The 11,537-nt window shown below is 71.7% G+C and carries 13 protein-coding genes; 7 read left to right on the top strand and 6 right to left on the bottom strand.

Features of this window, described 5'->3' with window-relative positions:
• Window positions 1-221: 221 nt before the first annotated feature.
• Both AB0947_RS31500 and AB0947_RS31505 read right to left on the bottom strand, forming a co-directional pair.
• Window positions 222-1,388: an S-adenosylmethionine:tRNA ribosyltransferase-isomerase gene (locus tag AB0947_RS31500; RefSeq protein WP_366753765.1), complete on the bottom strand. Its 1,167-nt coding sequence runs from the start codon at window positions 1,386-1,388 to the stop codon at window positions 222-224.
• Window positions 1,385-2,080: an SDR family oxidoreductase gene (locus AB0947_RS31505; RefSeq protein WP_366753766.1), complete on the bottom strand. Its 696-nt coding sequence runs from the start codon at window positions 2,078-2,080 to the stop codon at window positions 1,385-1,387. The genes AB0947_RS31500 and AB0947_RS31505 overlap by 4 nt, the downstream gene beginning before the upstream one ends.
• A 286-nt stretch (window positions 2,081-2,366) precedes the next feature.
• Here AB0947_RS31505 and AB0947_RS31510 point away from each other — a divergent pair, with 286 nt between their 5' ends.
• The 3 genes from AB0947_RS31510 to AB0947_RS31520 all read left to right on the top strand — a co-directional run bounded on the left by AB0947_RS31510 (window position 2,367) and on the right by AB0947_RS31520 (window position 4,562).
• A complete protein-coding gene (locus tag AB0947_RS31510; RefSeq protein WP_366753767.1) occupies window positions 2,367-3,512 on the top strand; it encodes a GAF domain-containing sensor histidine kinase in 1,146 nt (381 codons plus the stop codon).
• Window positions 3,505-4,146: a response regulator transcription factor gene (locus AB0947_RS31515; protein WP_366753768.1), complete on the top strand. Its 642-nt coding sequence runs from the start codon at window positions 3,505-3,507 to the stop codon at window positions 4,144-4,146. Before AB0947_RS31510 ends, AB0947_RS31515 begins: the two co-directional genes overlap by 8 nt.
• Before the next feature lie 170 nt (window positions 4,147-4,316).
• Window positions 4,317-4,562, top strand: a complete 246-nt coding sequence (locus AB0947_RS31520) for a chaplin (RefSeq protein WP_366753777.1) — start codon at window positions 4,317-4,319, stop codon at window positions 4,560-4,562.
• Between the two features lie 424 nt (window positions 4,563-4,986).
• On the opposite strand, the gene AB0947_RS31525 is transcribed toward AB0947_RS31520, so the two are convergent.
• Window positions 4,987-5,775 (bottom strand): hypothetical protein, encoded by a 789-nt coding sequence (locus AB0947_RS31525; protein WP_366753769.1) that lies wholly within the window; start codon window positions 5,773-5,775, stop codon window positions 4,987-4,989.
• A 151-nt stretch (window positions 5,776-5,926) separates the two neighbouring features.
• Between AB0947_RS31525 and AB0947_RS31530 the strand changes: the two genes are divergently transcribed.
• The 3 genes from AB0947_RS31530 to AB0947_RS31540 all read left to right on the top strand — a co-directional run bounded on the left by AB0947_RS31530 (window position 5,927) and on the right by AB0947_RS31540 (window position 8,297).
• Window positions 5,927-6,724: an ABC transporter ATP-binding protein gene (locus tag AB0947_RS31530; RefSeq protein ID WP_366753770.1), complete on the top strand. Its 798-nt coding sequence runs from the start codon at window positions 5,927-5,929 to the stop codon at window positions 6,722-6,724.
• Between the two features lie 61 nt (window positions 6,725-6,785).
• Window positions 6,786-7,217: an NfeD family protein gene (locus AB0947_RS31535; protein WP_366753771.1), complete on the top strand. Its 432-nt coding sequence runs from the start codon at window positions 6,786-6,788 to the stop codon at window positions 7,215-7,217.
• Between the two features lie 123 nt (window positions 7,218-7,340).
• Window positions 7,341-8,297: an SPFH domain-containing protein gene (locus AB0947_RS31540; protein ID WP_366753772.1), complete on the top strand. Its 957-nt coding sequence runs from the start codon at window positions 7,341-7,343 to the stop codon at window positions 8,295-8,297.
• Between the two features lie 105 nt (window positions 8,298-8,402).
• On the opposite strand, the gene AB0947_RS31545 is transcribed toward AB0947_RS31540, so the two are convergent.
• The 3 genes from AB0947_RS31545 to AB0947_RS31555 form a co-directional block, all read right to left on the bottom strand.
• Entirely contained in the window at window positions 8,403-8,909 is a 507-nt protein-coding gene (locus AB0947_RS31545) for an HNH endonuclease (protein ID WP_366753773.1), read from the bottom strand.
• Between the two features lie 167 nt (window positions 8,910-9,076).
• Window positions 9,077-9,616 (bottom strand): YbhB/YbcL family Raf kinase inhibitor-like protein, encoded by a 540-nt coding sequence (locus AB0947_RS31550; protein WP_366753774.1) that lies wholly within the window; start codon window positions 9,614-9,616, stop codon window positions 9,077-9,079.
• 45 nt (window positions 9,617-9,661) lie between these two features.
• On the bottom strand, window positions 9,662-10,444 hold the full coding sequence (locus tag AB0947_RS31555) for a sporulation protein (protein WP_366753775.1): 783 nt from the start codon (window positions 10,442-10,444) through the stop codon (window positions 9,662-9,664).
• A 100-nt stretch (window positions 10,445-10,544) separates the two neighbouring features.
• Between AB0947_RS31555 and AB0947_RS31560 the strand changes: the two genes are divergently transcribed.
• The gene (locus AB0947_RS31560; protein ID WP_366753776.1) at window positions 10,545-11,195 is read left to right on the top strand and encodes a DNA-3-methyladenine glycosylase; all 651 of its coding nucleotides are present in this window, start codon (window positions 10,545-10,547) and stop codon (window positions 11,193-11,195) included.
• Window positions 11,196-11,537: the final 342 nt, after the last annotated feature.

The following is an 11,537-nucleotide window of genomic DNA, read 5'->3' on the forward strand; positions in this document are numbered from 1 at the left end:
GGGGCGGAAAGCCCGCGGCGCTGAGCGACGGAAGCAATTCTTAGCGGGCGCAAAATGCCCAGGCAAAGGTGTGACGTACGATGCCCGATAGTGGATCAGGGAAGGGCAAAACGGGACAGACGGGGTCGTCTGTCCCGTTCATGCGGGGGCTTTTATCTCCTATGCCCTGTCGTACGTGATGTGGGCCCTATGCGCGGGCTCACATCGAGCACCATGCCATCTCACGGCTTGTTGCCCTCGCAATGCTCTGCGTGAGGGCTCTCCTCCGGCAGGATGAGGTGGACATCGCCGAACTCGTGCCACAGGTAGAGCGCGCGCAACGCCTCCTCGTAGGCCCGGTCCACCGCCGCCCGCCCGGCGACGGCCTCCAGCATCAGCAGATGGGAGGCCTCCGGCTCGTGCAGACCGGTCAGCAACCCGTCCACCACCCGTATTCCCCGCTCGGGCGTCACCACCAGATCCGTCCACCCCGCGGCCGCCCGCACCACGCCGTCCGGCCCCACCGCCGACTCCACGGCCCGCACCGCCGTCGTCCCCACCGCGATCACCCGGCCGCCCGCCCCGCCGGCACCGCCCTTCCGGGGAAGCGCTGCGAACCCTTCCCGACCCGCCCGGACCTGGTTGATCAGCCGCGCTGACGCCTCCGGCACCGAGAACCGCTCCGGATACGGCGGCTCGTGCGCCTGTGCCGACGAGACCCCTGTGTGCAGCGTCACCGGCGCGAACCACACCCCCCGGCTCACCAGCTCCGCCACCAGCCGCGCGGTGAAGGGCCGCGCCGCACTCGGCATCTCGGCACTGCCCGACCCGTCCGGCGAGGGCAGCGCGAACACCGTCTGGTAGGCGGACAGCGGCTGGTCCCGCTCCGTGTAGGAGTAGCGGACGGGCCGCCCGTGCCCGCCGAGCACCTCCGGCACGTCCGCCCCGGCGACCCGTGCCCACCACAGCCGCTCACCCCGCGGGCTCAGCGGCTCCACCAGCAGCAGCCGCCCCCCGCCCGGCAGCGACACCTCTACCCCCGCGGGCGAGCCCGCACGCGCGCGCGTGGTACCGCGCCCGTCCGGTTCCCGCAGCTCCACCGCCCACCGCCCGTCGTCCCCGCGCGTGGAGAAGTGCACCACCACGCGCGCGTGCCCGATCCGCCCGTCCACCGCGGCGGCCAGCGTCGCGGAGGTGTTCACCACCAGCACATCCCCGGCCCGCAGCAGCCCCGGCAGCTCGCGGAACGCGTGGTGCGCCACCTCCGTCCCGCGCGACACCAGCAGCCGTACGGCGTCCCGCCCCAGCCCCGGCCCCCGCTGCTCTGCGGGCACCCGCGCGGACAGCTCCGCGGGGACCTTCCCCCACTTCCGTGGCCCGAGTGGGAAGACCCCCGTGGACACGGTCACCGTGCCTCCAGCAGAGAAGGCGCCGCGTACCGCCCGCTCGCCGGCCGCTCGTCCAGCAGCCGCAGGAACGCCGGTACGACGTCGGCGGGCGCCGGACGCGGCGCGTCGTCGTCCGGTACGGCCGCCGTGTACAGGTCCGTCGCCATGTCCCCGGGATCCACCGCCCACACCCGCAGGCCCGGCTCCTCCACCCCGAGCACCGCGGCGAGCTGGTCCAGGGCCGCCTTGGAGGCGCCGTAGCCGCCCCACGTCCCGTACGCCTCCGCCGCCGCGTCCGAGGAGACCGCGATCACCGTGCCCGCCGGCGACACCTGCAACAGCGGCAGCGCCTCCTGGACCAGCCCGAGCGCCGCCACCACGTTCACCTCCAGCGCCCGCCGCAGCCCCTCCGGCGGCAGCTCCGCCAGCCGCACCAGCGGCTCGGCGCCCAGCGCGCTCGCGTTGCTCACCAGCAGGTCCACCCCGCCCAGCCGCCACGCGGCGGCCACCAGCTCCGCCCGGTGCCCGCCGTCCGTGACGTCCCCGGGCAGTGCCACCACCCGCGAACCGTGCCCCGCGACCGCCTCCGCGGTCTCCTTCAGGGCGTCGGCTCCCCGGGCGTCGAGCACCAGGTCCCACCCGCGTGCGCCCAGCGCCTCGGCGAGCGCCCGCCCCAGGCCCTTTGAGGCCCCCGTGATGATCGCTACCGGCATGACTACCGTCCCCTCGTCGCTCACCGCCTCCCTCAGGCGGTGACCTCAACCTAGGAACGGCACTGCCCGGACCGCCTCGGGCGCGGGCCGCAGAGCACCGGGGCCCTTCGGCGTACGCCCGGCGCCCCCGTACCGGCGGCCTAAGCCCGCCGCCCTGCCACCGGCGGCCCACACCCCCCGACTCCGGTACCGGCGGCCTACGCCACCGGGCCTAGGCCCAGCGGACCGGGGCCCGCCGCCACCGGTCCGATCCGCGCTGTCCGACCCCGCCGGTACCGTGAGGAACATGAGTCAAGGCCCCCGGTCCGGCCTCGCCGCGGTGAGTTCCGCGCTGCTGGCCATGAGCAGGCACCTGGAGATGCGCGACGTCCTCAAGACGATCGTCGCCTCCGCCCGCGAGCTGCTCGACGCGCAGTACGCCGCACTCGGCGTCCCCGACGACCACGGCGGCTTCGCCCAGTTCGTCGTGGACGGCGTCAGCGACGAGCAGTGGCGTGCCATCGGCCCGCTCCCGCGCCAGCACGGCATCCTCGCCGCGATGCTGCACGAGGCGAAGGCCCAGCGCCTCGCCGACGTGCGCAAGGACCCCCGCTTCGAGGGCTGGCCGGCCGCCCACCCCGACCTCGCCGACTTCCTGGGCCTGCCCATCCGCGACGGCGACGAGGTCATCGGCGCCCTGTTCCTCGCGAACAAGAACTGTCCCAAACCCGAGGGGAGCTGCGGCTTCACCCAGGAGGACGAGGAGCTGCTCTCCATCCTCGCCCAGCACGCCGCCATCGCCCTCACCAACGCCCGCCTCTACGAGCGCAGCCGCGAACTGACCATCGCCGAGGAACGCTCCCGCCTCGCCCACGAACTGCACGACGCGGTCAGCCAGAAGCTGTTCTCCCTGCGCCTGACCGCCCAGGCGGCGGCCGCCCTCGTCGACCGCGACCCCGTCCGCGCCAAGGGCGAACTGCACCAGGTGGCCACCCTCGCCGCCGAGGCCGCCGACGAACTGCGCGCCGCCGTGGTGGAGCTGCGGCCCGCCGCGCTGGACGAGGACGGCCTGATCGCCACCCTGCGCACCCAGACGCGGGTCCTCGACCGCGCCCACACCGCGCGCGTGACCTTCACCAGCAACGGCTTCCGTGCCCTGCCCGCAGCCCAGGAGGAGGCCCTGCTCCGGGTCGCCCAGGAGGCCCTGCACAACGCCCTGCGCCACTCCGGCGCCGACCGGGTCGAGGTGACCGTGGACCGGCGCGGCAGCGGAGCCGTCCTGCGCGTCACCGACGACGGCAGCGGCTTCGACCCCACGGCGGTCCGCCGCGCCGGCCGCCACCTGGGCCTGGTCTCGATGCGGGACCGGGCGAGCGGGGTCGGCGGCACGCTGACCGTGGAATCCGTGCCCGGCAAGGGCACCACGATCGAGATGGAGGTCCCCGGTGGGTGAACCGATCAAGGTCCTGCTGGTCGACGACCACCAGGTCGTCCGCCGGGGCCTGCGCACCTTCCTGGAGGTACAGGACGACATCGAGGTCGTCGGCGAGGCCGCCGACGGCGCCGAGGGAGTCGCCCGCGCCGAGGAGCTGCGGCCCGACGTCGTCCTCATGGACGTCAAGATGCCGGGCACGGACGGCATCGACGCGCTGCGCAGACTGCGGGAACTCGACAACCCCGCGCGCGTGCTGATCGTCACCAGTTTCACCGAGCAGCGCACGGTCGTCCCGGCCCTGCGCGCGGGCGCCGCCGGGTACGTCTACAAGGACGTGGATCCCGACGCCCTCGCCGGCGCCATCCGCTCCGTGCACGCCGGGCACATCCTGCTCCAGCCCGAGGTCGCCGGTGCGCTGCTCTCCCAGGACGAGGCCGGCACCGGCCAGGGCAGGGGAGGGTCGCTCACCGAGCGGGAGCGAGAGGTGCTCGGCCTGATCGCGGACGGCCGCTCCAACCGTGAGATAGCCCGCGCGCTCGTCCTGTCCGAGAAGACCGTCAAGACGCACGTCTCCAACATCCTGATGAAACTCGACCTCGCCGACCGCACCCAGGCCGCGCTGTGGGCCGTACGCCACGGCGTGACCGGCTGACACGCCCTGACCAACGCCCGACCCGCGGCAACACGGAGGGTCACGGTCCGGACCGAGGTTCATACCGTCGTGGGAATGTCACCCGGATGGCGCACCCTCGCGGTGATCCCCGCCGTTCTCCCGTACGTGCCGCGGAGATCACCGCGGTGGACGACCAGGAGGGGCAGACAGTGAAGAACATGAAGAAGGCGGCGGCCGTGACGATGGTGGCCGGGGGTCTGGTGGCGGCCGGTGCCGGTCTGGCCTCGGCCCACGGCGGCGCCCACGCGGCCGGCGAGGCCGCCGGCTCCCCGGGCGTCGGCTCGGGCAACGTCGCCCAGGTGCCGGTGCACGTCCCGGTGAACGCCGTCGGCAACAGCGTGAACGTCATCGGCGTGCTGAACCCGGCCTTCGGCAACCTCGGCCTCAACCACTGAGACTCCCGCCAACGACGACCGCAGGCTCCCCGGGCGCGCCAGGGGAGCCTGTCAGGTGGTCCCCTCACCGCCGGGCGTCGCCTCCGGCCTCACGCCCCAGGTCCCGGTCGGTGTCCTTTCCGCGCCGGCCCCGGGCTCGTCAGCCGTGCGGGCTGCACCAGGGCCTTCCGGACTCCCGCGTCGGTCCCGTTCCCGCGGGTTACCGCACCCCGCGCTCCTGCTCCTCCACGTACGAGTTGTACGCCGCGACCTGCGCCCGCCGGGCCGTCCGTTCCACCGGCCGCAGCGCCGCACCCCGGGCGTCGCCTCCGGCCTCACGCCCCAGGTCCCGGTCGGTGTCCTTTCCGCGCCGGCTCCGGGCTCGTCAGCCGTGCGGGCTGCACCAGGACCCCCTGGACCTCCGCGTCGGTCCCGTTCCCGCGGGTTACCGCACCCCGCGCTCCCGCTCCTCCACGTACGAGTTGTACGCCGCGACCTGCGCGCGCCGGGCCGTCCGTTCCACCGGCCGCAGCGCCGCACCCCGGGCCGCCATCTCCGAGGCGCTCACCGCGCCCCCGTGGCCGTTGCCGTAGGCCAGCGACACCAGCAGCCCCACCCGCTGCGCCAGCTCCAGCACCCGTACCGCACGCGACGGGTACCCCGGCGCCAGCACCTCCCGGCCCCGCTCGGCCCGCGCCCGGTACGCGTCGATCGCCGCCTCCGCCACCGGCCCCGACCCGGCGACGTCCAGCTTCGACAGCACCTCGGTCGCCTCCCGCAGCGCCTCCGCCAGCTCCCGCTCGGCCTCGCCCAGCGACGGCACGTCGGCGGGCGGCGCCTCCCGCACCGGCAGCACGTGCCAGACCACCTCGGCATGTACATCACCGTCGGGCCCGGCCTCGTACACCTCGGGCACCAGCCCGAACGCGGCGCCGTGACAGACCACCGCCTCCTCGGCGTCCAGCGCCCGCGCGTTGAACTCCGGAGGGCCGCTCAGCCCCAGCGGATGCCCCGGCGCGGGCAGCGCCACCCGCAGTCCGGTCACCCCCAGCGTGCGCAGCCGCCCCAGAGCGAGGGTCAGCCCGACCGGCGCGGACTCACCGGGCAGCCCCTCCACCCGGTGCACGGCGTCCTCGCCCACGACGGCGAGTACGGCGTCATCCGGAGAGACAAGTCCGGCCAAAAGGGCATTACCCCAAGCGGCAAGGCGTCCTGAACGCGGTTCCGAGAGCATGCCCCCACCCTAAGGACCGGACCGATGGAATGGAGCGGGGCACTCGTGGCGTAGATTTCATAAGGGCTGCGCCCACCGGCGCGGCGGACCCGAGCCACAGGCGTACGCGACAGCCGAGACCGGCCACACTGCAAGGGGAGACAACGCGCTCATGAGCGATGTTCTGGAGCTTCAGGACGTATCCGTGGTCCGTGAGGGCCAGGCTCTGGTGGACCAGGTCTCCTGGTCGGTGAAGGAGGGCGAGCGCTGGGTCATCCTCGGTCCCAACGGTGCCGGCAAGACCACCCTCCTGAACGTCGCCTCCAGCTACCTCTACCCCAGCAAGGGCACCGCCACCATCCTCGGCGAGACCCTCGGCAAGCCCGGCACCGACGTCTTCGAACTGCGCCCCCGCATCGGCATGGCCGGCATGGCCATGGCCGACAAGCTCCCCAAGCGCCAGACCGTGCTGGAGACCGTCCTGACGGCCGCCTACGGCATGACCGCCCACTGGCAGGAGGAGTACGACGAGGTCGACGAGCGGCGCGCCCGCGCCTTCCTCGACCGCCTCGGCATGAGCGACTACCTGGACCGGAAGTTCGGCACCCTCTCCGAGGGCGAGCGCAAGCGCACCCTGATCGCCCGCGCCCTGATGACCGACCCCGAACTGCTCCTGCTGGACGAACCCGCCGCCGGTCTCGACCTCGGCGGCCGCGAGGACCTGGTACGCCGTCTCGGCCGGCTCGCCCGCGACCCCATCGCCCCCTCGATGATCATGGTCACGCACCACGTCGAGGAGATCGCCCCCGGCTTCACCCACGTCCTCATGATCCGCCAGGGCAAGGTGCTCGCCGCCGGCCCGATCGAGCTGGAACTCAGCTCCCGCAACCTCTCCCTCTGCTTCGGCCTCCCGCTCGTCGTGGAGCAGGTCGGCGACCGCTGGACCGCCCAGGGCCTGCCCCTGTCCTGACCCCCTCTGCTCTCCCCCGCGCGCCCTGTCCGCCGCCCGAGCGCGGCCCTACCATGACCATGTGAACGACATCGACGCATGGGTGTGGTGGCTCATCGGCGCGGCGGCGCTCGGAATCCCGCTCGTGGTCACCGCGTTGCCGGAGTTCGGCATGCTCGCGGTGGGCGCCGTGGCGGCCGCGGTCGTCTCCGCGCTCGGCTTCGGCGCGGTCATCCAGGTCCTGACGTTCGTCGTCGTCTCCGTCGCCCTCATCGCCGTCGTGCGGCCCATCGCCGCCCGGCACGGCCGGCGCAGTCCCCAACTCGCCACCGGCGTCGAGGCGTTGAAGGGCAGGCAGGCCGTCGTCCTGGAACGGGTCGACGGGTCCGGCGGCCGCATCAAACTCGCCGGGGAGGTCTGGTCGGCCCGCGCCCTCGACACCGGCCGCGCCTACGAAGTGGGCCAGGAGGTGGACGTCGTGGACATCGAAGGGGCCACCGCGATCGTCATCTGAGGGCCAACTCACCGAGAACGACTCACGAGTTGCGCGACGGTCTGTCAGACTCGACAGCAAGATCTTCAACAGTCATGAGATCTGCCGAAAGCGCCGAGGCGGAGAAGGGTACGGGGAACGACGATGGAACCGGTCATCATCGTCCTGATCATTCTGGTGGTGTTGGTCTTCATCGCCCTGATCAAGACGATCCAAGTCATCCCACAGGCCAGCGCGGCCATCGTCGAGCGCTTCGGCCGTTACACGCGGACGCTGAACGCGGGCCTCAACATCGTGGTCCCGTTCATCGACACCATCCGCAACCGCATCGACCTGCGCGAACAGGTCGTCCCGTTCCCGCCGCAGCCGGTGATCACCCAGGACAACCTGGTCGTGAACATCGACACGGTCATCTACTACCAGGTCACCGACGCCCGGGCCGCCACCTACGAGGTCGCCAGCTACATCCAGGCGATCGAGCAGCTCACCGTCACCACCCTGCGCAACATCATCGGCGGCATGGACCTGGAACGGACCCTGACCTCCCGCGAGGAGATCAACGCGGCCCTGCGCGGCGTCCTGGACGAGGCCACCGGGAAGTGGGGCATCCGCGTCAACCGCGTGGAACTGAAGGCCATCGAGCCGCCGACCTCCATCCAGGACTCGATGGAGAAGCAGATGCGCGCCGACCGTGACAAGCGCGCCGCCATCCTCACCGCGGAAGGCACGCGCCAGGCCGCCATCCTCACCGCCGAGGGCGAGAAGCAGTCGCAGATCCTGCGCGCGGAAGGCGAGGCCAAGGCGGCGGCCCTGCGCGCCGAGGGCGAGGCCCAGGCCGTCCGCACGGTCTTCGAGGCCATCCACGCCGGCGACCCGGACCAGAAGCTGCTGTCCTACCAGTACCTCCAGATGCTCCCCAAGATCGCCGAGGGCGACGCGAACAAGCTCTGGATCGTCCCCAGCGAGATCGGCGACGCCCTCAAGGGCCTCTCCGGAGCGATGGGCAACTTCGGCCCCATGGGCGGAGGTTTGGGCAACGGCTCGTCGGGCGGCGGCAACACGGGCGGTACGGAGCGCCGGGAGAAGCCGAGCATCGACTGACGCACCGCAAGCGCCGAGCTCCCCGCGCCCTCTCAGGGGCGCGGGGAGCTGCGTGAGAAGCGGCAGACCATCCGCGGCCGCCGGCCGACAGGACCCGGCAGACGCCTAGGCCGCATCCCGAGCGAGCCACTCAGGAAGCGCATCGAAGTCCTCGGCGCCCAGAGCCAGGAGCATCGCATCCGCCGGCGTCGGCTCGAACGGCTCCCGGAGCAGCGTCATCCCGGCCTCCTCCGGAGTCCGGTTCGCCTTCCGGTGGTTGTCCTCCGCACACGCGGCGACCGTATTCAGCCACGCGTCCTGCCCGCCCTGAGACCGCGGCACCACATGGTCCACGGTCGTCGCCCGCCGCCCGCAGTACGCGCACCGGTGCCGGTCCCTGACCAGCACCCCCCGCCGTGACCACGGAGCTTGTCTTCGGAACGGCACCCGGACGTACCGGCACAAGCGGATCACCCGAGGCGCCGGTATGTCGACATCGGCACCCCGCATCCGCAGCTCGGGATGGGCCTGCTCGACGACGGCCTTGTCCTGGAGCACCAGGACGACCGCACGGTTCAGCGTCACCGTCGACAGCGGCTCGAAGCTCGCGTTCAGCACCAGCGTGTCACGCATCCAGCCCACCTCCCGTGTGCACCTGCCCACCCCCCGGCGGGCTCGGATCAACTCTGGACGGGCACGCCGAGATGGACAACGCAATAAAAATGCCCGCCTCCGATCACTTCCAAGACCGGAGGCGGGCAAACGTTCAATGAACCCTTGGCTGAATCCTTGCGGTGACGTCAGCCCTGCGCGGGGTTCTCGTACTCACCGATGAGCTGGGCACGCGCGATCGTGTGGAACCGCAGGTTGAAACCGACGACGGCCGGGGAGACGTCCGCGTCCGGACCCAGCTTCTCCTGGTCCACCGCGTACACCGTGAAGACGTACCGGTGCGGGCCGTCCCCGGGCGGCGGCGCGGCACCCCCGAAGTCCTTCGTGCCGTAGTCGTTGCGCACGTGCACGGCGCCCGCGGGCAACCCCTCGAACTTGCCGCTGCCCGCACCCGCCGGCAGCTCCGTCACGGAGGCCGGGATGTCGAACAGGACCCAGTGCCAGAACCCGCTGCCGGTCGGCGCGTCGGGGTCGTAGCAGGTCACGGCGAAACTCTTGGTCTCGGGCGGGAAGCCCTCCCAGCGCAGCTGCGGCGACGTGTTGTCCTCCGCGTGCACCTGGGCGCTCTTGAGCGTCGCACCCTCCTCGATGTCCTCGCTCGTCACCGTGAACGACGGCACGGGCGGATGGAAGTCATGGGGGAGCGGCCGCCGCTTGAGCTCGGTCACCTCGGTACCTCCTGATCGATGATCTGGAACCAGCGGTTCCCGAGCCTAGAACCAGTTGCGCTTGCTGCCGACCTCGGACAGCCACTGGTTGAGGTAAGCCGCCCAGTCGGTCCCGTGCCAGTCGTTCAGACCCACCTGGAAGGACCTGAAGGTGTCCGAGCCCTCGCTGAACAGCCCCGCCTTCTTGTCCATCTCCAGCACGACGTCCATCGCGTGCTCGTCGGCGACGAAACTCAGCTCGACCTGGTTCAGCCCCCGGTACTGCGACGGCGGGAAGAACTCGATCTCCTGGTAGAACGGCAGCCTCTGCCGCGTGCCCCGGATGTGGCCGCGCTCCATGTCGGCGCTCTTGAAACGGAAGCCCAGCTGGATGAAGGCGTCCAGGATCGCCTTCTGCGCCGGCAGCGGGTGCACGTTGATCGGGTCCAGATCGCCGGAGTCCACGGCCCGCGCGATCGCCAGCTCGGTGGTCACACCGATGTTCATCCCCCGCAGCGCCTGTCCGTCGATCATCGTGACCGGCGTCTCCCAGGGGATCTCCAGCCCGAACGGCACCGCGTGCGCGGCACCCGCCTGCAACTCGAAGGCACCGCCGAGCCGGACCTTGGTGAACTCGATGTCCTGCTTGTACTCCTGGTCGCCGCTCTCGACCTCGACCTTGGCCTGCAGACCGACGGACAGCCCCTCGATGGCCTGGTTCACCGACCCGCCCTGGATCCGCACCTCACCCTGGACGACACCACCGGGTACGACATTGACCTCGGTCAGCACCGTCTCGACCGACGCCCCGCCGGCCCCCAGACTCGCGAGCAGCTTCTTGAACGGCATGACTCTCCCTTTACGAATGGACCCTCGACCCGTACAAACGCGATCCGTCCGCGCCCGGTTCCGCCGGCGCGCTGCCCCGTCTGGACTACCCTCGGAGGGCATGATCGCGCCCCCGGACCGTACGCCCCTGCCCCGAGCCTTCTTCGACCGCCCGGTACTGGAGGTCGCCCCCGACCTCCTCGGCCGCGTCCTGGTCCGGACGACCCCCGACGGCCCGATCGCCCTCCGCCTCACGGAGGTGGAGGCGTACGACGGCCCGAACGACCCCGGCTCGCACGCCTACCGCGGCCCCACCGCCCGCAACGCCGTGATGTTCGGCCCGCCCGGACACGTGTACGTCTACTTCACCTACGGCATGTGGCACTGCATGAACCTGGTCTGCGGACCCGAGGGCCGGGCCAGCGGGATCCTGCTCCGCGCGGGCGAAGTGGTGGAGGGCGCCGAGCTGGCCCGCAAGCGACGCGTTTCGGCCCGGAACGACAAAGAACTGGCCAAGGGACCGGCCCGGCTGGCCACGGCCCTGGAGGTCGACCGGACCCTGGACGGCGCCGACGCGTGCGCCTCCGGAGAGGCCCCCCTGAAGATGCTCGCGGGGACACCGGCCCCCTCCGACCAGGTACGCAACGGTCCCCGCACCGGTGTCGCCGGCGAGGGAGGCGACGGCGACCTCCACCCCTGGCGCTTCTGGATCGCCGGCGACCCGACGGTGAGCCCCTATCGTGCCCACGTACCGAGGCGCCGCGGAAGTTGACGCGGCCCGCCGAGGTGCGTAATGTGGCCCGAGCCGCTGAACCGGGTACGGCGATCGCCTGCAGCCGGAGCGGCCAACCCACTACCTAGCTCGAGCCCCTCAGCGGGGTCGTTTCCGGCGCACCCGTGCGTCCGAATTCGAACTCGCGAGACTCGATTATGAGTTCCCACGGGAATCGGCTAGCGTAGTGAATGTCGAAAGGGCGGACGGCGAAAGCCGAAAAGCCCGAGACACCCCGCCGACCGGGAATCGGATCGAGAAAAGATCTGATAGAGTCGGAAACGCAAGACCGAAGGGAAGCGCCCGGAGGAAAGCCCGAGAGGGTGAGTACAAAGGAAGCGA

Source organism: Streptomyces sp. NPDC047841 (assembly GCF_040704085.1).
In the GTDB taxonomy this organism is placed as follows: Bacteria; Actinomycetota; Actinomycetes; order Streptomycetales; family Streptomycetaceae; genus Streptomyces; species Streptomyces argyrophylli.